The organism is Streptomyces sp. NBC_01788, from assembly GCF_035917575.1.
In the GTDB taxonomy this organism is placed as follows: Bacteria; Actinomycetota; Actinomycetes; order Streptomycetales; family Streptomycetaceae; genus Streptomyces.
In genome coordinates this window covers 6,789,247-6,813,435 of sequence record NZ_CP109090.1, presented here as the reverse complement: position 1 = coordinate 6,813,435, position 24,189 = coordinate 6,789,247, and the positions used below count along the sequence as shown (strand labels likewise).

Annotated in this window: 16 protein-coding genes; 7 read left to right on the top strand and 9 right to left on the bottom strand. The window is 71.1% G+C overall.

Going from position 1 to position 24,189, the window contains the following annotated elements:
• The first annotated feature begins 3 nt into the window (after positions 1-3).
• Positions 4-882, top strand: coding sequence for an STM4011 family radical SAM protein (locus OIE49_RS30530; protein WP_326805107.1), 879 nt, complete (start codon positions 4-6; stop codon positions 880-882).
• Positions 883-902: 20 nt separating this feature from the next.
• Here OIE49_RS30530 and OIE49_RS30525 read toward each other — a convergent pair whose 3' ends face one another.
• Positions 903-1,505, bottom strand: a complete 603-nt coding sequence (locus tag OIE49_RS30525; protein ID WP_326805106.1) for a hypothetical protein — start codon at positions 1,503-1,505, stop codon at positions 903-905.
• A 23-nt stretch (positions 1,506-1,528) separates the two neighbouring features.
• Between OIE49_RS30525 and OIE49_RS30520 the strand changes: the two genes are divergently transcribed.
• Positions 1,529-1,774 carry a response regulator transcription factor gene (locus OIE49_RS30520; protein ID WP_326806360.1) on the top strand — a complete coding sequence of 82 codons (246 nt, stop codon included), beginning with the start codon at positions 1,529-1,531 and terminating at the stop codon, positions 1,772-1,774.
• 25 nt (positions 1,775-1,799) lie between these two features.
• On the opposite strand, the gene OIE49_RS30515 is transcribed toward OIE49_RS30520, so the two are convergent.
• Together OIE49_RS30515 and OIE49_RS30510 are read right to left on the bottom strand one after the other, a co-directional pair.
• Positions 1,800-4,514: an ATP-binding protein gene (locus OIE49_RS30515; protein WP_326805105.1), complete on the bottom strand. Its 2,715-nt coding sequence runs from the start codon at positions 4,512-4,514 to the stop codon at positions 1,800-1,802.
• A gap of 390 nt (positions 4,515-4,904) precedes the next feature.
• Positions 4,905-5,300: a hypothetical protein gene (locus OIE49_RS30510; RefSeq protein ID WP_326805104.1), complete on the bottom strand. Its 396-nt coding sequence runs from the start codon at positions 5,298-5,300 to the stop codon at positions 4,905-4,907.
• A 275-nt stretch (positions 5,301-5,575) separates the two neighbouring features.
• Here OIE49_RS30510 and OIE49_RS30505 point away from each other — a divergent pair, with 275 nt between their 5' ends.
• Positions 5,576-7,204 (top strand): transposase, encoded by a 1,629-nt coding sequence (locus OIE49_RS30505; protein WP_326805103.1) that lies wholly within the window; start codon positions 5,576-5,578, stop codon positions 7,202-7,204.
• 486 nt (positions 7,205-7,690) lie between these two features.
• Positions 7,691-9,586 (top strand): CocE/NonD family hydrolase, encoded by a 1,896-nt coding sequence (locus tag OIE49_RS30500; protein ID WP_326805102.1) that lies wholly within the window; start codon positions 7,691-7,693, stop codon positions 9,584-9,586.
• A gap of 596 nt (positions 9,587-10,182) precedes the next feature.
• Here the strand turns inward: OIE49_RS30500 and OIE49_RS30495 are convergent.
• Complete coding sequence (locus OIE49_RS30495) at positions 10,183-11,259, bottom strand: ParB/Srx family N-terminal domain-containing protein (RefSeq protein WP_326805101.1); 1,077 nt, start codon at positions 11,257-11,259, stop codon at positions 10,183-10,185.
• 428 nt (positions 11,260-11,687) lie between these two features.
• Here OIE49_RS30495 and OIE49_RS30490 point away from each other — a divergent pair, with 428 nt between their 5' ends.
• Positions 11,688-13,001 (top strand): GH25 family lysozyme, encoded by a 1,314-nt coding sequence (locus tag OIE49_RS30490; protein ID WP_326805100.1) that lies wholly within the window; start codon positions 11,688-11,690, stop codon positions 12,999-13,001.
• Between the two features lie 54 nt (positions 13,002-13,055).
• On the top strand, positions 13,056-13,835 hold the full coding sequence (locus tag OIE49_RS30485; RefSeq protein ID WP_326805099.1) for a D-Ala-D-Ala carboxypeptidase family metallohydrolase: 780 nt from the start codon (positions 13,056-13,058) through the stop codon (positions 13,833-13,835).
• A 37-nt stretch (positions 13,836-13,872) separates the two neighbouring features.
• Here OIE49_RS30485 and OIE49_RS30480 read toward each other — a convergent pair whose 3' ends face one another.
• The 4 genes from OIE49_RS30480 to OIE49_RS30465 all read right to left on the bottom strand — a co-directional run bounded on the left by OIE49_RS30480 (position 13,873) and on the right by OIE49_RS30465 (position 18,790).
• Positions 13,873-15,039: a permease gene (locus OIE49_RS30480; protein WP_326805098.1), complete on the bottom strand. Its 1,167-nt coding sequence runs from the start codon at positions 15,037-15,039 to the stop codon at positions 13,873-13,875.
• Positions 15,040-15,116: 77 nt separating this feature from the next.
• Positions 15,117-15,722 carry a class I SAM-dependent methyltransferase gene (locus OIE49_RS30475; protein WP_326805097.1) on the bottom strand — a complete coding sequence of 202 codons (606 nt, stop codon included), beginning with the start codon at positions 15,720-15,722 and terminating at the stop codon, positions 15,117-15,119.
• A gap of 122 nt (positions 15,723-15,844) precedes the next feature.
• A complete protein-coding gene (locus OIE49_RS30470) occupies positions 15,845-17,590 on the bottom strand; it encodes a discoidin domain-containing protein (protein WP_326805096.1) in 1,746 nt (581 codons plus the stop codon).
• A 105-nt stretch (positions 17,591-17,695) separates the two neighbouring features.
• Positions 17,696-18,790: a DUF1996 domain-containing protein gene (locus OIE49_RS30465; protein ID WP_326805095.1), complete on the bottom strand. Its 1,095-nt coding sequence runs from the start codon at positions 18,788-18,790 to the stop codon at positions 17,696-17,698.
• 400 nt (positions 18,791-19,190) lie between these two features.
• Between OIE49_RS30465 and OIE49_RS30460 the strand changes: the two genes are divergently transcribed.
• Positions 19,191-21,404, top strand: coding sequence for a discoidin domain-containing protein (locus OIE49_RS30460; RefSeq protein ID WP_326805094.1), 2,214 nt, complete (start codon positions 19,191-19,193; stop codon positions 21,402-21,404).
• Positions 21,405-21,521: 117 nt separating this feature from the next.
• Here the strand turns inward: OIE49_RS30460 and OIE49_RS30455 are convergent, their stop codons facing one another.
• Entirely contained in the window at positions 21,522-23,984 is a 2,463-nt protein-coding gene (locus OIE49_RS30455) for a beta-L-arabinofuranosidase domain-containing protein (RefSeq protein ID WP_326805093.1), read from the bottom strand.
• Positions 23,985-24,189: the final 205 nt, after the last annotated feature.

Sequence of the window (24,189 nt, the reverse complement as noted above, 5' to 3'; positions counted from 1 at the left end):
CGCATGGACCTGACGATCCTCTACCGCGGCCCGCTGGCGTCGTGCGACTACGACTGCCCGTACTGTCCGTTCGCCAAGCGCCAGGACAGCCGCGACCGACTCACCGCGGACCGCGCCGCGCTGGAGCGTTTCGCCACCTGGGCGGCGGCGCAGCGCGACGACCGGCTCTCCCTGCTGTTCACTCCGTGGGGCGAGGGCCTGGTGCGGTCCTGGTACCGGCGTACGCTCGCGGAGTTGAGCCGGCTCCCGCACATCCGGCGGGTGGCGATCCAGACCAACCTCAGTTGCCGTACCGACTGGCTGGACACCGCCGACCCGGACTCCCTCGCCCTGTGGTGCACCTTCCACCCCGGGCAGACGCCGTACGACCGCTTCCTGGCCAAGTGCCACGACCTGGCCGCGCGCGGTGTCCGGCACAGCGTCGGCGTCGTCGGCCTTCCCGAGCACCTGGAGCAGGCGCGCCGGCTGCGCGCCGACCTTCCCGACCACGTGTACCTGTGGGTCAACGCCGCCGAGGGCCACACCTACACCGACGCCGAGGCCGACCGGTGGACGGCCCTGGACCCGCTCTTCCCGTACAGCCGCCACCCGCACCGCAGCGCGGGCCTGCCCTGCCGTACGGGAGAGTCGGTCATATCGGTGGACGGCGAGGGCACGGTGCGCCGCTGCCACTTCGTCCGCTCGGAGCTGGGCAACCTGTACGACGGCTCCTACCGGCGGGCCCTGCGCCCCCGCGCGTGCCCGCTGGCCGTGTGCGACTGCCACATCGGCTACGTGCACCTGGAGACGCTGCCCCTGTACGACGTGTTCGCGGGCGGCGTCCTGGAACGGATCCCGGCAACGCCGCCCGCGGTGCAGCGCCTGATACCGACGCCCCGGTAGCGGGCAGCCGCCAGGCGTCGTCAGGCGGGGCGGCCGGGTGCCCGGTCGAAGTCGTCGTCGCTCATGCGCAGGAGTGCCCAGCCGGCCCCGGCGAAGCCGGCAGCGGCGACGAGCAGGCCGATGCCGGCCGCGATGTGCCCCGGCATGAAGGGATGGGTGAAGCCGCCCAGGGCCAGGGCGATGCCCGCCCAGGCCGGTGCGGCGCCGCTGCGCCACAGGGCGAGGCCGAGCAGCAGCAGACCGACGACGATGCCGATGATGAACAGCAGGCCGCCCGTCAGGGCCAACGGGCCCTCCTCCAGGGCCTTCTGCAGCGCGGCCACGGTCGGTGCGTCGAGGCCGCGCTTCGCCGTCATGTACGCGAGCAGGTCGCCGCCCTGGTTGAGGGGGAAACCGGCCAGTTGACCGAGGAGTGCGAGGAGCGCGCCGGCGGTGGTGAGCCGGGGCGCGCCCCGGCGGGACACCCAGATCACGGCGAACGTCGCCGGGATCAGCAGGACCAGGAACGGCACACCGAGGTACTGGGTGACGCGGGCCTGGTCGAGATGGCCGGTGTAGGCGGTCACGGTGTCCTCGAAGGACGTGCCTCCGTCGACGGGGCTGAGGATGTAGCTGAGCCCCATGCCGGTCATCGGCAGCGGGGCGGCTGCGTGCGTGGTTCGTTTCGCCGCCGCCGCAGGACAGCCCGTTCCCCGAACTCACCGCACGGGAGCGGGAGATCCTCGACCATCTCGCGGCCGGGCTGTCCAACGCCGAGATCGGGCGGCGCCTGCACCTGTCCGGCAAGACCGTGGCGAACAACGTCTCGGCGATCCTCGCCAAACTGCACCTCACCCGGCGCAGCCAGGCCATCGTCCGGGCACGCGACGCCGGTCTGGGCCGCCCACGCTGAGAACTCCCCCCTCCTGCAGTCCGGTTCAGCTCTGTTCCGCGGCGCTCGCGCCGCGTCGCGCCAACGGGCGTGTCCCGCCCAGCCGCAGTCTCGCCCCGGCCGCCTCGGCGCGGCCCCGGTCGGCGAGGCGGTCGGCACCGCACTCCTCCGCCAGCTCGACGCCCTCGTGCAGGAGCTCGGTCGCCCGGTCCGTGGCGCCGCCGCGGCCGAGTTCGGCGCCGAGGTCGATCAGGGCCTCCGCGTACGCGTGCCGGCTGGGTGATCGGCGCAGTATCTCCACCGCGCGCTCGCGCAGGGGCAGCGACTGCCCGTCCTCGGCCACCGCCGCGCTGAAGCTCAGCGCCTCGCCGATGGCGGTGGGCGTGCCGTAGCGCTCGGCCCGCCGCAGCATCTTCGCCGTGAGGGCGCGGGCGCGCGCGGGGTCCTCCTCGGCGACGGCGAGGGCGAGGTGTCCCGCCCAGGGGCACCAGGTCGGGTTGACGATGCCCTTGGCATCCAGCCGCGCCCCGGCGGCGGTGAGTTGTGCCTCGGCCTCCTTGCGCAGGCCACGGGCGAGAAGCAGCCGCCCGTAGACCGTCTGGGAGTCCGGGAAGACCACGGCGTTCAGGTACGGAGGCGCGAAGTCGTACGTCCTCGCGACCCGCAGCGCCTCCTCCACGCGGCCCCGGGACAGCAGGACGTCCACCAGCAGCCCCACCGCGTACCACCGGGCGGGCACCCGGTCGCCGACCCGCTCGGCCAGGCGCACTCCCTCACGGGCGCACTCCTCCGCCTTGACGAGCATCCCGCGCCGGAGCCGGACCAGGCCGAGGAGGGTGAAGCCGAAGGAGAGGTGGGCGCCGCTCCAGCCGACCTGCTCGCACTCGGCGATGGCCGAACTGAACAGTTCCTCCGCGCGGTCGCACTCGTCGGCGTACATGTAGCTGAGCGCGGCCACGCTCGGCAGTTCGAAGCCCCAGTCCGGGTCGGTGTAGCTGAGGCCCATCGCGCGCCGGGCGACGTCCAGGGTGTCCGTGGCCGGCTCCCCGCGCAGCGTGGCGTCCCAGGTGCGGATGCACAGCAGGGCCCGCTCCTCGATGGCCTCGCCGGGCAGGTGCTCGACGAGCCGTGCGAGCCGGCGGGAGCGGTCGGACGCCTGCTCCTCGTGGGCGTCGAAGACCAGCCACAGGTAGTGCGCGACCTGCATGCGCAGCCGTGCCCGCGGGGACGCGGACCGGGCCACCTCGGCGCCCGCGACGGCGGCCGCCTTGGCGAGTTCGTCGTTGTGCGCGAAGACCTGGGCCAGCCGGAAGGTGGCGTTCTCCCGCAACTCGGGGTCCAGAAAGGGCTGTTCCAGCGCGGCGGTGAGGTGGTTGACCGTGGTGGCGGGGGCGGTGAGCAGGGCGGAGCAGCCAAGTTCGTGGAGGACGCCCGCGCGGTCCTCGGGCGCGGGAGGTTCGCGCAGCGCGCGTTCCAGGCAGCGCCGGGCCGCGTCGGGCGCGCCCAGACGGAGGTTCTCGCGGGCGGCGGCGCGCAGTTGCCGGACGGTGTTCGGGTCGCCCTCCGGGTGGGTCTCCAGCAGGTGCCGGGCGGCGGCGGTGATGCCCAGGCCGGCGTCGGCGACCGCCCAGGCGGCCTGACCGTGCAGCGCGGTGCGCGTGGTGGGCGGGATGGCCTGGTACACGGCGGTGGCGATGAGCGGGTGGATGAACTCGAGGGTGCGGGTGCCGGTGAGGATGCGGGCGACCCGCAGCCGGTCCACGGCGGCCTGCGCCTCGGCCGGGGGCAGTCCGGCCACGGTCGCGGCCAGCTCCGCGGAGATCTCGGTGCCGAGCACCGCGGCCGCCCAGGCAAGCCGGACGGCGGCGTGGCCGAGCCTCTCCAGGCGCTTGACCAGACCGGTGCCCCGTGCGCTCGCGGCGAGTTCGCCGAGCAGGGAGGCCGATTCCGCGTCCGGGGCGAGGCCACGGTCCTGGGCCCTGGCGATCAACTCGACGGCCTCGTAGGGGTTGCCGCCGGTGACCAGCCAGCACTCGCGGCAGAAGACGTCGTCGGCCTCCACTCCGAGCGAGCGCCGCACCAGTCCGGCCACCGCCTCCGGGCTGAGGGCGTGCAGCGGGATCGGGCGTGCGCTGCGGCCGTCGACCAGTTCGCGGAACGCCTGCGCCTCGGCGGGCACCTCGTCCGGGCGGTAGCCGATGACCACCAGGATGGGAAGTTCCCGTGCCCGCACCGCGAAGGCGGCGAGCCAGGCAAGGGACTCCAGGTCGCCCCAGTGGGCGTCGTCGAGGACCATCACGACCGGTGCGCGGCGCACGGCCACCTGCGTGACGACCCAGTCAAGTCCGTCCCGGACACCCTGCGGGTCCGGGCCGGCGGTATCGGTCTTCTGGGCGAACAGGCCGACGGCCGGTCCGGCGATCTCGTACCAGCCGCCGAAGATGTCGCGGCGCTCGGGCTCGGTGCAGGCCGCGAGGACGGGCTGGAGCAACTGGCGTACGACGTGGAAGGGGACGGTGTGCTCCTGCTCGCTGCCCCGGGCGGACAGCACGGTGCAGCCGCGGGCCGCGGCCATGCGGCGGATCTCGGCCAGTACGGTCGTCTTGCCCAGTCCGGCGGCGGCGCTGAAGAACAGCAGCCCGCCCCGCCTGCCTTCGCCGTTCCCCTCGCCCGCACAGATCCCGTCCACCGCTTTCTGAGCGGCGGTCACCTCGTTCTCGCGCTCGTACAGGGGCTTCCCCAGCCGATCGCGTCCGTCCACGATGGTGGTCCTCTCGGTGCGCTGCCGTTCCGACACTCCGTTACCCCTGATCTGCCGGTATGCCGGGAAGCCTAGCGAAACGCACACGCAGACTGCACAGTTGCGTGCGAATTGGTTGCGGGCGGCGGCGAAAGGGTACTCACGCCCAGAGCTGACGCTCCGTCATGCGTCCGTGCGTTCGGAAAGAGCGCGTCCGAGGGGGCCGCCACGTCGCCGGCCGAGGCCGCGGGTGCCTTGTCGGCCGAGGTCCTGGCGGTGGAGTGAGGGTCTGCCGGTGTCCGAAAGTGCTGGGGGTCGAGCGGGAACGCAGCCGCCCGTGCCGGCCCGGCCGGGGGCTCGACTCAACTGACCGGAACCTCGGCCCGCCAGGACTCAGCGGGAACGCCCGGCTCAGCGGGCCGGAGCCTCGGCCGGGCAGGGCTCGGTGGGGCCGGTCCCGGCCGGGGCGAGTGCGGAGATGGTCCGCCGGGAGGAGGTGGTGATCACCGCGAGGCTGGTCAGGGCGAGGAGGGTGAGGACGGCGAGCATCACGGTGTACGACGCCAGCGCGGACAGGGCCGCCAGGACGGCGGGCAGCAGGAAGCCCGAGTAGCACAGGGCGTAGTAGACGCCGGTGATGCCGGCCATGTCGTCCGGGGTGACGATCCGCTGGATCTCCAGCAGGCCGGAGACGACCCCGATGCCGTAGGCGGCCCCCAGCAGGACGGCTCCGCCGAGGCCGAGCCAGGGCGAGCGGACGGCCGCGTCCCCCGCGCATACGGCCATGCCGCAGGCCATGAGGATCATCGAGACGATGATGCCGCGTGCCGAGTCGAGCGAGTCCAGGCGCTTGGCGAAGGGCTGGACCAGCGCCCCGGTGCCGAGGGTTTGAACTGCTGCCGTTTGACAGCTGTTGGGTGCGTTCTGGTGTGCGTGAGTGAGCTTTGCGGTTGCGGTGCGCGGTGTGGGAAGGCAGTGCGTGGCAGGGCGACGGGAGTTCTGGTTTCGAATGCGTGACCTTCGGCCGGGGGTGGTCGTTGGGTGCGGTGAGGGGTTGGCCGGTATCGGGCGGGGGTGGGGTCATGGGCGGGTTGCGTGAGGTGGCGGCGTCGTTCGTGGTGCCCGGCCCGTCCGGGGTGGCGATCCGCGCCGGTCTCAAGGGCCTGACCGGGCAGGACGAGACGGTCCTGCGCCAGGTCGGCGCTCTGCTCGGCTCGCTGGCCTCCCGCGACCTGAAGGCCCGCTGCGCGGCGGGGTCGGCTCACGACGGTGAGCAGTGGGCGCGACGGAAGCGGGCGCTGACTGGCGAGTCGTCGTCGCGGTGGGCGGGCAGTATCACCAAGGCCACGCACGATCAGTGGGCGCTGGCCCGGCGCGGGCAGCTCGCCCACATGCAGAATCTGCGAGCGGGCGTCGAGACGATCACGCATCGGCTCTCCCAGCCCATCGGCGCGAAGGGCGCCAAGGGGGCGCCGGGTGGCTACGGCTCCCGGAAGGAGTGGTTCGCCAAGTCCCGACGCCTGCAGCTGCTTGAGGACCGGCTGGACGGTGAGCGGGCCGACTGGGAGGCCGGGCGGGTGCGGGTGGTGCGCGGCGGCAGGAAGCTGGCGGGCGCCCGGCACCATCTGGATGCCGCCAGGCTTTCGGAGGCGCAGTGGCGGCTGCGGTGGCAGGCCGGGCGGTGGTTCCTGCAGGCCGACGGCGAGACCGGGAAACCGTTCGGTAACGAGACGATCCGCGTCACACCCGGCGGTGAGGTGAGCATCAAGCTTCCGGCGGCGCTGGCCGACCTGGCCAACGCGCCCCACGGCCGGTATGTGCTCGCCTGCCGGGTCCGTTTCCACCACCGGGGCGAGCAGTGGGCCGACCGCGTCGCAGCGCACCGTGCCGTGGCCTACCGCATCCACTACGACACCGGCCGCAACCGCTGGTACGTGACCGCCTCCTGGCAGAACGCGCCCGTGACGACGATGCCGCTCTCGGCGGCCCGTGCGGGTGGGCTGGTCGGGGTGGACATGAACGCGGACCATCTGGCCGCCTGGCGCCTGGATCAGCACGGCAACCCCGTCGGCGCGCCCCGCAGATTCGACTACCAGCTGGACGGCACCGCACAGCACCGTGACGCCCAGCTGCGCCACGCCCTGACCCGTCTGCTGCACTGGACCGTGCGGCACGGTCTGTCCCTCGCGATCGAGGACCTCGACTTCGCCGCGGAGAAGACCCGGGAGAAACACGGCCGCCGCAAACGGTTCCGCAAACTGATCTCCGGCATGCCCACCGCCCGGCTCCGCGCACGGCTGGTGTCCATGGCCGCCGAGCTCGGCGTCACCGTCGTCGCCGTCGATCCGGCCTACACCAGCCGCTGGGGCGCCCAGCACTGGCAGAAACCCCTCACCACCAAGAACAGGAAGCCCACCCGCCACGACGCCGCCGCCGTGGCGATCGGAAGGCGCGCCCTGGGATGCCCGATCCGGCGTCGGACGGCACCGCCCCCACACGACCGGAGCGATCGTGTGGGGCATCGGACCGTCCAGGCCCGACCGGACACCCCAGGACGTGAGGGACCCCGCCCCCGCATTCCCGGACCACGGACACGATCCGTGCCGCCCGGACACGGAGCGAAAGCGGGCGACCAGCGTGCCCACAACCGTTCGGGGCACACGGCTGAGCACGAGCCCTGGACCCAGGACTCACTCCCGCTCAGTCTCTAGGAACGGTGACCGCGTAGGCGACGGCGGCCGAGCCGAACACCCACGGGGCCATCGGAAGCACCACGCGCAGGAAGCGGCGGTGTCCGACGGCGGGGACCTTGAGGTCGGCCCACAGACCGCGGACGACGGTCGGCCTGGTACGGGTCCTCCACGGCGCGCGCCAGCAGGAACAGCGTGGGCACGGTGCGCGAACTCTCGCGGGGAATCGGCGGGAGCACGGGAACACCGTGCTGCGCTGCGACACGTACGCGTGCCCACGGGCACGCCGGACCGGTCCGTGCCACATCCGAAACACGCAGAACGCGCGGACCCGTTGACTCGTTTCAACGGTGATCATAGAGTCCGACGCCGACGGCCTCGGCCCGCTCCCGCGATCCGGTTTTCCGTATGGATGCGTCTGCCCTTCGCCGCTCTGACGGTGGGTCAGAGGCCGTGCTCCACCGCACCACCTGCACCGCCCCGTACCAGACACTCCGGGAGCAGCAAGTGAACAGACGTCGTACGGCCGTCGCGACCGCCTCGGCCCTCGTCACCACCTTCGCGTTGACCGCCACGCTCGCAGGCCCCGCCACCGCGGCGCCCAGCGCCGCGGACCAGCCCGCCGCGGAGCAGAGCCGGACGGCGTCGGTCGCCACCGCGACCGACGCGGTCACCCACGAGGAGAACGACCGAGTCCCGAAGGGCTCGCTCTGGACGCAGCACTACTTCCCGTCCTCGGACGGCTCGGACACCGAACTGCACGCCGACGTCCTGCTGCCCGAGGGCCTGGCCCCGGGCGCGAAGGTGCCCGTCATCCTGTCGATCGGCCCCTACTTCGGGCACTCCGGGCAGACCGATCCCGAGGGATGGAAGCACACCGGCCCCTCGTCCCGTTTCCAGGACTTCATAGAAGGCACCGACCTGTTCGCCCAGGGTTACGCCTTCGTCATGGTGGACCTGCGCGGCTTCGGCGGCTCCACCGGCTGCCTGGACTGGGGCGGCCCCGGCGAGCAGGCCGACGTCAAGGCGGCGATCGACTGGGCGGCGAAGCAGTCGTGGAGCACGGGCGCGGTCGGCATGTACGGGAAGTCGTACGACGCCGTCACGGGCCTGATCGGCAACAACCTGAGCCAGAAGGCCCTCAAGGCCGTCGTCGCCCAGGAGCCGGTGTGGGACATGTACCAGTACATCTACTCCAACGGAGTGCCCCGCCCGAACGTCACCGGCACCGCCAACGCCTACAACTCCATCGCCACGCTCGCCCAGATGGCGGACGACGACCCGCACTACCTGGCCAACGCCCAGTGGGAGAAGACCCACCCGGAGTGCCTCACCCAGAACTCGGCCGGGTACAAGATCGCGGACCAGTGGGACAAGCACTGGACCGACCGTGACCTGGCGAAGATGGCCAAGGGCACCAAGACCCCGCTGTTCGTCACCCAGGGCTTCATCGAGAACAACACCAAGCCCGAGGAGATGCAGGAGTACCTCGACAACCACGTGGGCCCCGAGCGCGGTTGGCTCGGCCAGTGGGAGCACGTGCGCGGCGGCGACCGCACCAGTAACGGGCGCCTCTCCATGGGCCGCGAGGGCTGGTACGACGAGACCCTCTCCTACTACGACGAGTACCTCAAGGGCATCAAGCCGAAGGTCAAGTACCCGGCCTACTCCGTGGAGGACTCCACCGGCGCCTGGCGGGCCCAGGACACCTGGCCGGTCGTGAAGCGGTCCGTCACGCTCCCGCTCGGCAACGGCTCGTACCTGGACGACGGCGGCGCCTCCGGCCGCGCGGCCCTGGCCGCGTCCGGCGAGTCGGCGCCGCAGACGCTCGCCAAGCCGTCCGACGGCAAGTGGGACATGGAGAACGCTCCCGCGACCGAGCAGGCCGCCCCTCAGGGCCTGGCCCGGGGTCTTGCGAAGCAGCAGAAGAACGGCAAGGTCACGTCGAGCTTCTTCGTGTGGTCGCAGCCGGTCGGACAGTCGGTGCGCCTCACCGGCACTCCGCAGCTCTCCCTGACCGCCAAGGGTGAGGGCAACGTCATGCTCAAGCTGTACGACGTCGCCCCGAACGGCAAGGCCGTCATGTTCGACGAGCAGGTGTCCCTGCTGCGTTCGGGCCGGATGAGCGTCGATCTGAAGGCGACCGACTGGACGCTCGCCGCGGGTCATGTCCTGGCCGTGGAGGTCGGCTCCATCCAGACCGGCTCATGGCGTGCCACGCCGTCCGGCCAGACGATCGAGGTCAAGGGCGCGCAGCTCCGGCTGGCGCTGGACGACCCGGCCCGTGACACCGCCACCGCCGGTGCCCGCTCCCCGTTCCTGGACACCTACCTGCGCCAGTACACGGTGAACCTGTCCGCCGGTCCCGCGTCGTTCACGGTGACCCCCGGCAACCACCTCTGAGTCGAGCCGCGACACCTGACGAGGGCCCCAACCACTGTGGTTGGGGCCCTCGTTGGCCTATCGAAACCCACGTACGCGAGTCGCGCGACGGTGCGGGAAACAGGCAGGGGAGGCCAGTGGCTGTGGTGGGTGCCTGGCGTGATGTCCATCCGGCCGGCACCCGTGGCGGTCCGCCTGGAGACCCCGCGCGGGACGGTCACGGCCCGCGCCGGAGTCGGGGACCTGGTGACTCACCGCCCGGTACCGAAAGACGGCTACCTGCGTCTGGGCAGTATCACCAAGACGTTCGTCGCCACCGTCATGATGCAACTGGTGGGCGACCACGCTCACTCATGCACACCAGAACACGTCCAACCGCTGTCAAACGGCAGCAGTTCAAACCCCTGTCCTGCGGCGGCGGCTACCTCGGGCACGGGGGGAGCGGCTTCGGATATGTCATCCGAGCAGCGACAACCGTGGACGGTCGACGCACTGTCACCGTCTCCGCGCACAGCCGCTCCGCGGACCCGCGGACCGCCGCCCGTCAGGAAGACGCGCTGCGCGACCTCATCGACCACGCCCTGTGCCGCACACCTGAAAGCCGGCGGCGGGGCGTGTCAGCCCAGGCCGTGCAGCCGCTTGTACTCCAGTGTGTAGGCGAGCTTGCCGGGCTTGGTGTCGGAGTACGGCTTGCTCAGCTTGTTGAACTCTCCCTTGGTGGCCGCGCTGCCGTCGTTCCACCGGTCCAGCGCGCCGAGTTCGGCGGCGGTGAAGCCACTGTCGACGACCGTGCCCTTGGGCAGCGCCGTCATCGTCCCGGTCAGGGATCTGACGGTGGCCAGGTAGTTGTCGAGGTCGTTCGGGTTCCAGCCGGCCAGGTCGATCGGCTTGGCGTCCCGGACCCAGCTGCCCCAGTAGAACTCCTGGAACGGCAGGCCGTTCTGCGCGTAGCCGATGTCGCGGCCGAAGTAGAGCAGGCTGCGGTACCTGTCGTCGGTGAAGTTGGCCAGGCCCACGCCGGTGGGCAGCTTGTTCACCGTGACCTGCTTGCCCTCGGGGTCGCGCAGGTACACCCACTTGTGCGCCTTCATCTCGTCCCAGAAGGCCTGGCGGGGCAGGTTGCTCAGGTTGGCCTGCACCCGCAGCCGGACGTGCAGGTCGGGCCCGCCGTCGGGGGTCTCGTAGAAGGAGGTGAGCGTGTGGTGCCCGTCGGTGAGGAACGGTTCGCCGCCGGGTCCGATGACGACGGTCTTCATGGCGGCCACGCTGTCCGCCGTCTCCGCCCCGACAGGGAGTTCGCACGTGAACGACGACGGGTCGTCAAGTCGTGCTCCGGTGGCAATGGTTGCCGAGGTTGACCGGCCGTCGGCCTCGCACCAGTCGTCGAACTTCTTGTTGACCGCGTCCTTGCCGAGGGTGTAGCGGCCCAGCTTGTAGTACACCTCGTCGTAGCCGAGCGACGGCTGGGTCGGGTGCACGTCGCCGACGCGGACGTCGAGCAGGTCACCGGGCTGGGCGCAGAGGTACCGCGAGAACGGCGTGCTCCGGTTGTCGTGGCCGCAGAACGACGGACGGGTGCCCGGAGCACCGGGTGCGGCCGCGGCGGCCGGCGCCAGTGCGGCGACGCCGGCCCCGGAGACGGCGAGGGCCACTCCGAGGGCCGAGGCCCGGCGGGACGGAGATCCGAAGCGCATCACACCTGCTCCTTGCGATATGGGGAATGCCGACGGCCAGCGTGTGGCCGATCGCCCAATGCACCGGATCGTCCCGGTGACGCCCGGTCGAGCCGCAGGTGAACAATTCACCGCCAACCGGCTTCCGTACCGCATTTCCTGGCCGGTTTCCGCGCACGCCACTCAAGATCCGCCGTACCTGATTCAAATTTTCTCAAGCACGAAGATGTTGCGAGCATGTCAACACATCCCTTACGTTTACGCGCGTCAACCCAACCCGTACGCCGAGGAGTTGACAGCGCGCCCGGTCCTACTGACCCCCCACCACGACCGGCGCCCGCCCACCGCCGCCCACAGCTCCGACGCCCCACCCCGACCGTCGTTGGCCGAAACCACGGCCACCCCGGCCCGAGCGCATCGCAGTGTCCCTCCACACCTCTGGGAGCACCATGCCTTCAGCCACCCCCTCGCGGTTCAGACTCGGCACCACCCCCACCGGCCCCAGCCGAGCGTTCGCCCGTGCGGCCGGACTCCTGACCGCCGTCCTGACCCTGCTGGTCCTGCCGGGCACCGCCTCGGCGACGGCCGCCGGCACCGCCGGGACCGCGTCCGGGACTCCGGTGCGGATGACGCACCCGGACCAGGACCACGCCGGATCCGGGCTCCAGCGCCTGGGCACGGGGTCCCTGGCGGCCGCCGCCCCGCTCGCCGTGAGCACGGGTCCGGCCGGACTCGACGTCAGCGGTTACCAGGGCAACGTCGACTGGACGTCCGTCAAGAACAAGGGCGCCGCCTTCGCCTACGTCAAGGCCACCGAAGGCACCACGTACACGAGCCCCTACTTCTCCCAGCAGTACACCGGCTCGTCGAACGTCGGACTGATCCGCGGCGCCTACCACTTCGCGCTGCCCGGCAACTCCAGCGGTGCCGTGCAGGCGGACTGGTTCGTGAGCCACGGCGGCGGCTGGTCCGCCGACGGCAAGACGCTGCCGCCCGCCCTGGACATCGAGTACAACCCCTACGGCGCCACCTGCTACGGGCTGAGCCAGAGCGCGATGGTCACCTGGATCCGCGACTTCAGCAACCAGGTGCGTGCCAAGGTCGGGCGCTACCCGACGATCTACACCACCACCGACTGGTGGAGCACCTGCACGGGCAACAACAGCAGTTTCGGGGCCACCAACCCGCTGTGGATCGCCCGTTACTCCTCCAGCCCGGGCACGCTGCCCGCCGGCTGGTCGGCCCAGACGATCTGGCAGTACGCCGACTCCGGAACGTTCCCCGGCGACCAGGACACCTTCAACGGCACCCTGGCCGACCTCCAGGCCTTCGCCAAGGGAGGCGGCTACAACCCTCCGCCGACGGCCAGTTGGCCCACGGTGAAGCAGGGCGCCTCGGGTGAACGGGTCAAGTCAGTCCAGTACCTGCTCAACGCGCACGGTTCCGCGCTGGCGGTGGACGGCGCGTTCGGGGCCGGGACCGACTCCGCGGTGCGCTCGTTCCAGTCCTCGCACGGCCTCGCCGTGGATGGCGTCGTCGGACCCGCTACCTGGCAGGCCCTCATCGTCACCGTGCAGCAGGGTTCCTCGGGAGCAGCGGTCCAGGCGGTGCAGAGCCAGCTCAAGGCTCATGGTGCCTCGCTGACGGTCGACGGCGCGTTCGGCCCCGGGACCGACTCCGCGGTGCGTTCCTTCCAGTCCTCGCACGGCCTCGGCGTGGACGGCATCGTCGGCTCCAACACCTGGCAGGCCCTGGTCGCCTGACCTTCGGGCGTCGTCACCACCAGTCACCCGTAGTCACCCAAGGAGGAGACTTCCATGAACCCGGCACGACACCCGCAGCGAAGCATCGACCGCCGTACCCTGTTCCGGAGCGCTGCGGGCGTGACGGCCGCGCTCGGCGTGGCCGCGGTCACCGGCGTCGCCACGGCGGGCACGGCCTCGGCCTACGGCTGGAGCCGCACCCTCCAGCAGGGCGCCTCCGGCTCCGACGTGGTGGAGCTCCAGATCCGCGTCGGCGGCTGGGCCGCGGGCAGCGCCTCCCAGACGTACGTCGCCTGGGACGGCTCCTTCGGCCCGGGCACGGCCGCCGCCGTCCAGCGTTTCCAGTCCGCCTACGGCCTCGGCGCGGACGGCATCGTCGGCCCGCAGACCCAGAGCGTCCTCAACAGCCTGGAGGCGAGCGACGGTTCGACAGCGCACTTCGACTTCAGCGAGTTCCACTCCAAGGACGGCGCCGGCTTCAACAACGGCAAGGTGGCCTCCGCGACCGTCAAGGAGAACGTCCGCCGGCTGATGTACAAGCTGGAGGCGGTGCGCAAGAAGGCCGGCAACAGCGCGATCACGATCAACTCGGGCTTCCGTAGCATCGCGCACAACGCGGCCTCGGGCGGCGCGTCCAACAGCATGCACCTGTACGGCGTGGCCGCCGACATCGTGGTCTCCGGGCACAGCACCCTGCAGACCTACCGGATCGCCGAGACCTGCGGCTTCTCCGGCCTGGAGGCGTACACGAACTCGTGGCAGCACTGTGACAGCCGCGTCCAGTACCCCTCGTACGGCTCCGGCTCCTGGTGGTGGGAGAGCGGCGTGGCGTGACCCGTCCGCACCCACCGCACCGGGCCCGTCCGCGCCGTCATGGCACGGACGGGCCCGTCCGGTCGTGGCCGGTGTCCGGTGAGCCGCCCATCATGCGCAGCATGTCCGGCCCGCCGGTCCGCCGGAACCGGAGCAGAAGCAGCGCGGCGAGGAGGAGGAAGGCGATGTTGAGCCAGGTGGTGTAGTTCCACCTGACGCCTTCCACGGGGAGCCTCGCGTCGGCCTGGTCGGGGATCAGGCCGAGTCCGCCGAAGACGAATTCCACGACATAGCCGGCGACGGCCATCGCGAGGTAGAAGGTGCCCAGCAGGAAGGCCGCCATCCGGGCGCCGTAGTACTTCCGGTAGATACTGAGGATCGGCAGGATCAGCAGGTCGGCGAAGATGAACGCCACCACGCCGCCGAAGCTGATGCCTCCCTTCCACAGCACCACCGCCAGCGGCACGTTGCCGATCGAGCACACGAACGAGGCGATCGCCACCAGTGGGCCGATGGCGGGACCCCACAGTTTGGCGGCGAGCGGGTGGCCGTGGAAGAAGAAGGCGCGCCAGAAGGAGTCCGGGACCCAGGCGGCGACGGCGCCTGCGATGAGCAGGCCGACGACCAGGTCGCGCAGGATCGCCGCCCACTCCATGACGAAGACGTGGCTGACGGCGGTGAGGCCCTCGCGGGAGACCAGGCGCCGGGTGAAGGACCCCTCGCGCCGCACGGACATGTCCATCGCCGCGTGGCCCTCCATCGACCCGGCAAGGCCCCGTTCCGCCTGTTCACGGGCCTGGCCGAGCAGCCTCTCACGCAGGAACAGCCGGAAGAGGACGGCCAGCAGGACGATCATGACGGCGCCGCCGACGAACTCGGCCGCGGTGAACTGCCAGCCCATCAGCAGCGCGAGGATGACGCCGAGCTCGACGACGAGGTTGGTGGAGGCGATCTCGAAGGCCATCGCCGCGGTGAAGTCGGCGCCCTTGCGGAACAGGGAGCGGGCCAGGGCCACGGCGGCGTAGGAGCAGGACGAGGACGCCACGCCCAGCCCGGCGGCGACGGCGAGGGTGCGGGGCCGGTCGTCGCCGAGCAGTGCGACGACGGTGGACTTGCGGACCACGGCCTGGACGACCGCGGAGAGGGCGAAGCCCAGGATCAGGGCCCAGGTGATCTCCCAGGTCATGGACCCGGTGATCGACAGTGCGTGCAGTACGGCGTGCATCTGTGCAGCCTCCCCGCACGGCGTGGCGGTCGGCCGGGGGACACGCCCGCCGTCGGGGCCGGGCTGTCAAGCGTTCGTCACCGGCGGTGGACGCTGACGGCGTAGCCGCCGCCCTCGTAGGGGTCGGCGTCCCAGGTGGCGAAGCGGTCGACGAGGGTGAGGCCGGCCGCGGCGCAGCAGTCGTCGTACTCGGCGAGCGTGATGCCGGGCGGCACAGGCAGGTGGGCCTCGTCCAGGCCGAAGCCGGCGACCAGCAGGCCACCCGCACGCAGGACGGCGGCCAGGCGCCCGACGACCGCGGCCTCGGTGCCGGCCGCGAGCAACGGGAGGATGTTGCCCGCGGCGACCACGAGGTCGAAGTCCGCCGCGATGCAGAGCCGGTCCGGCTCGAACGCGGCGAGGTCGGCCTGGAACCAGGGCAGCCCGGGCGCCTGCTTCCGGGCCACCGCCAGCATCGACGCGTCGAGGTCCACCCCGACGCAGTCGTACCCGAGCTCCGCGAGCCGGATCATGACCCGCCCGGTACCGCACCCGGCATCCAGCACCCGCGCCCCGGCAGGCACAAGAGCGGTGCAGAACCGCGCCTCACCGTGCACGTCCTTGCCGCTGCGGGCCAGGGCCGCGAACCGTGCGGCGTAGTCGTCACCGGACGTCTCCCCGGTCAAGTCCCTCCAACGGCTCATGCGGCCCACTATAGATCGCCCGTGCGTCGGGGAAGTCCCGGCGGGGTTCGGATCACCCGGCGTCCGGCGGGACGGCGGCGCGGTGAGGCGCCGCCGGGTGGTGCCGTGTTCGTTCCCCGGGGTCAGACGTACACGCCCAGCTCGTACAGTGAGTAGCCCCAACCGGTTCCGCGCTGTGTGCAGTTGATGCGTACGTAGCGGCCCGTGCCGGTGAGGTCGAAGTCGTTGACGCCGCCCTTGCCGTCGGTGATCTGGCGCAGGGTCTGCCAGTTCTGGCCGTCGTTGGACGTCTGGATGGCGTACGCCTTGGCGTAGGCGGTTTCCCAGACCAGTTGGATGTGCCGGAAGGTGGTGGGGGCGCCCAGGTCGACCTGGATCCACTGCGGGTCGCTCCAGTCGCTGGCCCAGCGGGTGTCCGCGCGGCCGTCGACGGCGTTGGCGGCCGTGCAGGGGCAGTCTCCGCCGGACGGCTGGAACGAGGAGGCGGTGGCGGTCTTGCGCAGGGCGACGTTCGTGCCGTCGATCACCGGTGGGATCACCCTGATCGAGCGCGACTGGACGCCGACGTTCCCGCGGCCGTCCGTCGCCTTGACGTAGATCTTCCAGACGCCGGGGCGGTCGGGCGCCGTGAACTTCAGCCGGCCCGCGCCCGCGCTGGTGAAACGGAGGGAGTTCAGCTGGCCGCTGCCGTCGAGGTACATGCTGTTGTCCAGGACCTCGTACGTGACCGCGTCGCCGTCGGGGTCGGTGGCCTGGACGTCGAGTGTCACGTCCCGTCCTGCCTGCACCGCGCCCGGGTCGCCCTGGACGCCGATGTCGGACAGCACCGGCGGGGTGTTGTCGCGGGAGGTGTCGCCGCCGTAGGCCTTCTTCACGGCGTAGTAGGAGAGCCGTTTCTGTCCGGCGGGCAGCAGGTTGAACCAGATGCCGCCGAAGTCGTACTCCGTGCCGTAGTGGAACAGCGTGGCACCGAGCGCGACGCCGTTGTGGGCGGTGACGCAGTTCCACGCCTTGGTGTAGCCCGCGGCCTTGGCCTGGTCACCGGGCTCCGCCGGGACCCCGTTGGTGTCGTTGGGCACCTCCCACTCGCCGGCCGGGCCGGACTCGGTGACGATGTACGGCTTGTCGTAACCGCCCTGTTGCCAGGCGGACCTGATGTCGCAGACACCGTTGTAGGAGTTGACGGCGTACAGGTCGAGGTCGGGCGCGTTGCGCTTGAAGTAGGGCCAGGCGCCGACCCATGCGTCGGTGGAGGTGACCGGGTGGTCGGGGTCGATGCCGTGGATCCTGTGGGCGACCTCGTTGACGAAGCTCGTGTACGCGTCGCGCTGGCGTTCGAGCTGGTCGCCGCCGTAGCAGTTCTGCAGGCCGAGGACCGACTCGTTGCCCACGTCCCACATGAGCACGCCCGCGTTGTCCTTGTAGGTCCGCACCCAGTTCGTGAACTCGTTGAGCATGTTGTTCTTGTACGTGGTGTCGGTGACGTAGTCGACGCAGCCGCCGCTGCCCGGACCTCCGCCGGGCTGGAGCCAGAATCCGGCGACGACCTTGATGCCGTGCGCGGCCGCGGAGTCGAGGAGCGGCTTGCTGCTCGCGTCCGTGCCCCAGGTGCGGATGGTGTTGACGCCCATGGACCTCAGGTCCGGCAGATAGGTGTCGGCGGAGGCGGCGGACGGGCCCCAGGTCAGGCCCTTGATCTGGTACGGCTTCCCGTCCACGGTGAGCTGCCAGTTGCCCTTGGCTCCGGTCACCTTGACGACGCTGCCGGCCGCATGGGCCTGCGTGGCGGGCAGGGCGGTGAGGGCGCCGAGGGTGAGGAGGCCCGCGGTGAGCGGTGCGGTCAGACGGCGGACGCGACTTCGTGACATGGGGGGTCTCCGATGCGCGGGAGGTGGGGGGAGGTCGGGTGGCCCGGCCGTGTGGGGGTCCGGCCGGGCCACCCTGCTTCGGGGTGGCGCCGTTCAGGGTGCGGTTCAGGGAAGCCGGTAGTCCCCGTTCAGCGCGGCTCCCGCCTCGGGGTGCGTCTCGTCGTAGCCGCGTGCGTCGCACTGGAGGCCGCCGACGATGCAGTGGCCGACCATGGCCGCCAGCGTGGGCGCGTCCCAGGCGTTGAAGAAGTCGTAGTGGTAGGACCAGGCGGCCCCGCTCGACAGCCTCACGCGGGACATGTCGCCGTTGACCGGGAACGCCATCTTGAACTCGATCATCGGCAGCGCGACCGGGTGGTCGGCCGGGCACATGTTGTCGTTGGTGCCGGGCTTGACCACCGGGTAGGCCATGTGGCTGCGGTGGTCGGGGGTGTCGAGGTACTTGCCGTCCCAGCAACTGGGCGCCTGGAAGCGGATGTTGAGCTGCACGTCGGGCCGGTTGGGACAGCTCGCCGGGAAGTCGACGTTGAAGTAGCTGTCGCCGCACTCCCAGCCCTCGACGAAACCGGGGCTGTTGCGGAACTCCTGTGCGCTCTGCAACGGGTTGCCCACCACGAAGCGCAGCCCCTTGGGGAAGGGCCGCACGCTGGTGTAGTCGGTGACCCCCGCCTTGTAGTAGATCGTCTGCGGGCCGACCGGCAGCACCGCCTTGTCGCCGTTGTAGACGGTCGGCACCCAGTAGCCCGACCGGTCGCCGGGCGCCTTGCAGGCGGTGCCGCCCGCGTCCAGTGACGCGGCGGTGCTGTACGCGTCGGTCGTGGTGTTGCCCATGAAGGTGTGGTCGTGCGACTTGCCCGGCTGCTGCGGGTAGACGATGGGGTCGTCGGGCCTGGTGCGGGTGACGGAGCAGTTGGCCTGGAACTCGTGGAAGTAGCGGTGGGGCGGGTTCGCGGTGGACGGGGTGACGCCGGTGACCGGCGGGATCGCCGGGATGTAGCCGTCGCCGTTCGCGTCCTCGGCCGAGAAGGCGGTCGACGCGGCCATGGCGTGCCCGGAGTGGCCGGCCGCGAACGACGTCGCCGCCTCGCTGCCGGGGGTGGGCGGCCCGGCACTGGTGGCGACGCCGGCCACGCCGAGCGACGTCATCAGCAGGGCTCCGGCGATCAGCATTCCTGACAGGGCTTTCGATCTCCGTGGCATGGAGACCTCCTGAACTCAGGGGGTGAGAAGTGGGGGGTGAAGAAGGGCGAGCGGGCACGGCCTGACGGGATGTCACGAACGTCGTCAGCGGCGGGCAAGCGCTCTCCTGCCCTGGGAGTGTTGAGTGCTTGACGCGCGTGTGTCAAGGCATGCCGCAGAAGGATCAGCGCCGCCCCACCCGTCCTCATTTCCTGAACACCACCCCACCTGCGGCGGGCACCCGTCCCGTCAACGCTTGAAAAGATTCCCGCGTCCGGGGGCTTGCCGACCCCTCTGCCTCATCAGTTAAATCAAGATGTGAACTAAGCCGTGCGGGCTTGCAGTTGAGCTTCCGCACGCCGTGACACAGCCCCGCCCTCCTCGCGAACACTCACCCCCCATCGCATCCGCAGGGACCCGTATGAGACTCAGATCCCTGGGTGTCGCGCTCGCCGCAGTGGCAGCGCTCGTCGCCCTTCCCGCCACCGACCTGCCGGCCGCCGCCGCGGCCAGCACCCCGCTGCCCCAGGGCAAGGCCGCCGCACCGTCGGCAGACCGGAGCGCCGGCCTCGCGGCCGCCTGCGGCACCGGCAACGCCGCCCTGGGCAAGCCCGCGACAGCCTCCTCCACCGAGAACGCGGGCACCCCGGCCTCCGCCGCCTTCGACGGCGACCCGGGCACCCGCTGGTCCAGCGCCTTCTCGGACCCGCAGTGGGTGCAGGTCGACCTCGGATCGGTCCAGAACCTGTGCAAGGTGGACCTGACCTGGGAGACCGCGTACGCCAAGGAGTTCCAGATCCAGGCCTCGGCCAACGGCCAGAGCTGGACCACGCTGAAGAGCGTCACCGGCGCGACCGGCGGCAGCGCCTCCTACGACGTCAGCGGTTCGGGCCGTTACCTGCGCATCTACGGAACGGTCCGCTCGACCGGCTACGGCTACTCGCTCTGGGAGGTCGCCGTCCACACCGAGTCGTCCGGCGGCGGCACCCCGCCGGTGCAGGGCGGCGGCGACCTGGGGCCGAACGTCATCGTCGTCGACCCCTCCACCCCCAACCTCCAGCAGAGGTTCGACCAGGTCTTCGCCCAGCAGGAGTCCAACCAGTTCGGCAACGGCCGCTACCAGTTCCTGCTCAAGCCGGGCACCTACAACGGGATCAACGCCCAGATCGGCTTCTACACCTCGGTCTCCGGCCTTGGCCTCAACCCCGACGACACCCAGATCAACGGTGACGTCACCGTCGACGCGGGCTGGTTCAACGGCAACGCCACCCAGAACTTCTGGCGTTCGGCGGAGAACCTCGCCATCAGGCCGTCGCACGGCGACGACCGGTGGGCCGTCGCGCAGGCGGCGCCGTTCCGCCGCATCCACGTCCAGGGCGGCCTCAACCTCGCCCCGAACGGATACGGCTGGGCCTCCGGCGGGTACATCGCCGACTCGAAGATCGACGGCACCGTCGGCCCGTACTCGCAGCAGCAGTGGTACACCCGCGACAGCTCGGTGGGCGGCTGGACCAACGGCGTGTGGAACATGACGTTCACCGGAGTGCAGGGCGCGCCGGCGACCGACTTCGCCACCGGCTCGTACACCACGCTCGACACCACGCCGATCTCGCGCGAGAAGCCGTTCCTCTACCTGGACGGCAACACCTACAAGGTCTTCGTGCCCGCCAAGCGGACCAACGTCCGCGGTGTGTCCTGGCCGGCCAACGCGGGCAGCTCCCTGCCACTCGACCAGTTCTACGTCGTCAAGCCGGGTGCGACCGCCGCCACCATCAACCAGGCGCTGTCCCAGGGCCTCAACCTGCTGTTCACGCCCGGTGTCTACCACCTCGACCGGACCATCGACGTGACCCGCGCGAACACCGTGGTGCTGGGACTGGGTCTCGCCACCCTCATACCCGACAACGGCGTCGACGCGATGCACGTCGCCGACGTCGACGGCGTCCGGCTCGCCGGATTCCTGATCGACGCGGGCGCCGCCAACTCGGACACGCTCCTGCGGGTCGGCCAGCCCGGCTCCTCCGCCGACCACTCCGCCAACCCGACCACGGTGCAGGACGTGTTCGTCCGGATCGGCGGCGCGGGCCCCGGTCTCGCGACCAACTCGATCGTGGTCAACAGCAACAACGTCATCATCGACCACACCTGGCTCTGGCGCGCGGACCACGGCAGCGGCGTCGGCTGGAACACCAACCGGGCCGACTACGGCCTGTGGGTCAACGGCAACGACGTCCTCGCGACGGGCCTGTTCGTCGAGCACTACAACAAGTACGACGTGTACTGGAACGGAGAACGCGGCCGGACGGTCTTCTTCCAGAACGAGAAGGCCTACGACGTCCCGAACGCCGCCGCCATCACCCACGACGGCATCGTCGGCTACGCGGCCTACAAGGTCGCCGACTCGGTCAACACGCACGAGGCCTGGGGTCTGGGCAGCTACTGCAACTTCACGGCCGACCCCTCGATCGTCCAGGCGCACGGGTTCCAGGTGCCGGTCAAGTCCGGCGTCAAGCTGCACGACATCCTGGTGATCTCCCTCGGCGGCCAGGGCCAGTACGCCCACGTCGTCAACAACACGGGCGCGCCCACCTCGGGTACAAGCACGGTGCCGTCCAAGGTGGTCCAGTTCCCCTGACCGGGGACGGATGACCGGCCCGGACCGGCACCGGCGTGCGGCGAGTCACCCACGGGTGGCTCGCCGCACGCGTGTGCGGAAACGCTGTTGCCGCTGTCACACGCCGGGTCCGGGGCCTCACAACAGCCGGACCCGCCAGGCCAGTACGCCGCCGGAGACGCCGGGCCGCAGCTGTACACGCACGCGCAGGGCGGTGGCGGTCACCGGGTCGAAGGAGACGTCGTTGAACGTGTCGGTGGCCGTGCCGTACGCGGATGCGCCGCTCACCGGTTGCCAGGCACCCGCGGGAGTCCGGTACTCCAGCCGCCAGGACTGCGGTACCCGGCAGGCGCCGTGGCCGGTGTCGTCGTACCAGTACACCGACACCCCGCTCGCGCGGACCGGCTCGGCGTACTCGTACCGCACCCACTCCTCCGTGCCGGTCCGGTCCCACCAGGTGAAGCGGGGAATGGACTGGTCGTAGGAGTCCCGGGGCCCGGCCGTGGCGTTGATGATCAGGGCCTGGGGGCTGTCCACACCGCTGAAGGACGCGGTGCACGCGACCCACTCATGGGCCCTCCGGCCCGATCCCGCCGTGGGAAACGAGGTGATGCGCAGCCGTGCGGCGGCGGACGGGATCAGCATGATGTGCTCGACCGGTTCGGTGGTGCGCGCCGGACTCTGCTGGAGCGGCGCGACCACGTTCTCGTCGTCGGCCTGCCAGGTGGGGACGCGGCGTGCCCTGGCCTTCATGCGGACGGGGGTGCCGGTGTGGGTGAACGGGTTGGCGGCGCGGGCGCGGGTGCGCTCCAGGGTGAGGGAGCGGGCGGGGTCCTTCTCGTCCAGCACCAGGGCGTAGTTCCACGGCGAGGCCGGACGCACCTCGTACTCGGGCCAGTCCTCGGTACCGGCCAACCGCGACCAGGCCTCCTCGATCTGCAGGGAGTAGGTGAGCGGACCGTGGTCGACGGAGACCGAGTCGCGGTTCGCGCCCCAGGTGCGCACGGTGGTGCGCATGGGCAGGTACAGCTCCACGGTGTCGCGGTGCTGCCAGGAGCGGTCGAGGACCAGGTAACCGCCGCTGCCGCGGGCCTGCGCGGGCCGGCCGTTCACCCGCACCGAGGGGGCCCGGCACCAGCCCGGTACGCGCAGGTACAGCGGGAAGCGCACCGTCCTGGGAGTGGACAGGGTGAAGGTGACGGTCTCGTCGAACGGGTAGTCGGTGCGCTCGGCGATGGTGACCGTGGTGCCGTCGGCGACGTCGGCGCGCACCGAGGACTCCGCGTACAGCGAGGCGCACAGGCCGCCGTCGGCGCTGGCCAGCCAGAGTTCCTCGGCGTAGTAGGGCCAGCCCATGCCGTAGTTGTGCGGGCAGCAGCGGTACTGGTGGATGCCGCGCAGGTACGCCTGCATGGCGAAGCGGTTGTCGAACTGGCCGTGTGTCTTGGGGACGTTGTCGAGCTGGACGCCGTTGGCGGAGGTCGCGTAGTGGATGGCCTTCTGCAGCGGGTCGAGCGCCGCCGGCAGCATGTTCAGCGCCAGTTCCTCGCAGCGGTCGGCCCACACCGCGTCGCCGGTGATGCGGGTGAGCATCTGGTGGCTGTGCATGAACTCGACGATGCCGCAGGTCTCGAAGCCCTGGCGGGGGTCGTGGTAGCCGTCGCGGGCGTTCTCGTCCCCGGCGAAGCCGCCGCCGGGGAACTGCCCGTACCGGCGCATCACGATGTCGTAGACGCGGTAGGTGGCGTCGCGGAAGGCCGAACCGCCCGCCAGGACGCCGTACTGGGCCGGTTCGCGGAAGCCCTGGGCCAGGTTGACGTTGTGCCAGGTCGGTATCGAGGTGGTGTAGTCGGCGCTGTGGGCGTGCAGGGTGTGCACCAGGTCGAGGAGCCAGGAGTCGCCGGTGCGGTTGTACAGCCAGTAGGCCGTGTCGATGGTGTCGCCGCAGCGTGCGGAGCCCCAGCCCTGCCCGAACAGCGTGCCCGGCTGGGCATGGAGGTACTTCAGCCAGCCCTGCAGGGCGGGGACGACCCGGTCGTCGCCGCTGTACTCGTGCCAGGTGCGCAGCGCGTCGAGGACCGGCATGTACGGCCAGAAGTCCGGGCCTCCGTTCAGCGCCGTACGCAGGGCGGCGGGGCCGAAGAAGCCGTCCGGCTGCCGGGTGGCCAGGATGCGGTCCATCCAGGCGCGGGTCAGCTCCAGCGTCCCGGCGTCGCCGGTGACGTAGCCGAGGTCGCCGAAACCGCGCAGCCAGTACGGCAGTTCCTCCCAGCCGTCCCGCTCGGGCACGGCCCAGCCGCTGGTGGCCGGGGACAGGTACTCGGAGACCTCCGGCATGCGCCCGCCCAGGCCGCCCAGCTGGAGGTCGAGCTGTTCGCGCAGCCAGCCCTTGGGGGTGATGCTGCCCGGGGGAAGGCGCAGGAAGGGTTCCTGCTGTAACGGGGCCCGGTTGGCCGGATAACGGCTGAGGGCACGGGCGGGGCCGACGAGGTGCACCGGCGGCCGCGGCGCGGCGGCCTGCGCGGGCAGAGCCGCCGTTCCCGCCAGCGCGGCGCCACCGACGACGGCCAGTGAGCGGTTGAGGAACGTACGACGTTCCATGCGGACGTCCTTCCTGAACTGTCGAAGGTGGGACAGGGCGGTGGAACGACGTCCAGGAGCGCCGGCCGGCGGCGTTGGCGGAGGGTGGGGGACGACCGGCGCGCGCGGAACGCCCAAGGCGCCGCACGGACACGACGTCAGCGCGCCTTATAACGTTGCAGAGATTTCCGCCGACAGGAATGACAGCACGCGCGAGCAGTCGTGT

Coding starts and splice junctions, on each gene's coding strand:
- OIE49_RS30460 (WP_326805094.1), top strand. CDS start 19,191: ATGAGACTCAGATCCCTGGGTGTCGCGCTCGCCGCAGTGGCAGCGCTC.
- OIE49_RS30475 (WP_326805097.1), bottom strand. CDS start 15,722: ATGAGCCGTTGGAGGGACTTGACCGGGGAGACGTCCGGTGACGACTAC.
- OIE49_RS30505 (WP_326805103.1), top strand. CDS start 5,576: ATGGGCGGGTTGCGTGAGGTGGCGGCGTCGTTCGTGGTGCCCGGCCCG.
- OIE49_RS30465 (WP_326805095.1), bottom strand. CDS start 18,790: ATGCCACGGAGATCGAAAGCCCTGTCAGGAATGCTGATCGCCGGAGCC.
- OIE49_RS30470 (WP_326805096.1), bottom strand. CDS start 17,590: ATGTCACGAAGTCGCGTCCGCCGTCTGACCGCACCGCTCACCGCGGGC.
- OIE49_RS30495 (WP_326805101.1), bottom strand. CDS start 11,259: ATGCGCTTCGGATCTCCGTCCCGCCGGGCCTCGGCCCTCGGAGTGGCC.
- OIE49_RS30485 (WP_326805099.1), top strand. CDS start 13,056: ATGAACCCGGCACGACACCCGCAGCGAAGCATCGACCGCCGTACCCTG.
- OIE49_RS30480 (WP_326805098.1), bottom strand. CDS start 15,039: ATGCACGCCGTACTGCACGCACTGTCGATCACCGGGTCCATGACCTGG.
- OIE49_RS30490 (WP_326805100.1), top strand. CDS start 11,688: ATGCCTTCAGCCACCCCCTCGCGGTTCAGACTCGGCACCACCCCCACC.
- OIE49_RS30525 (WP_326805106.1), bottom strand. CDS start 1,505: ATGGGGCTCAGCTACATCCTCAGCCCCGTCGACGGAGGCACGTCCTTC.
- OIE49_RS30510 (WP_326805104.1), bottom strand. CDS start 5,300: ATGATCCTCATGGCCTGCGGCATGGCCGTATGCGCGGGGGACGCGGCC.
- OIE49_RS30530 (WP_326805107.1), top strand. CDS start 4: ATGGACCTGACGATCCTCTACCGCGGCCCGCTGGCGTCGTGCGACTAC.
- OIE49_RS30455 (WP_326805093.1), bottom strand. CDS start 23,984: ATGGAACGTCGTACGTTCCTCAACCGCTCACTGGCCGTCGTCGGTGGC.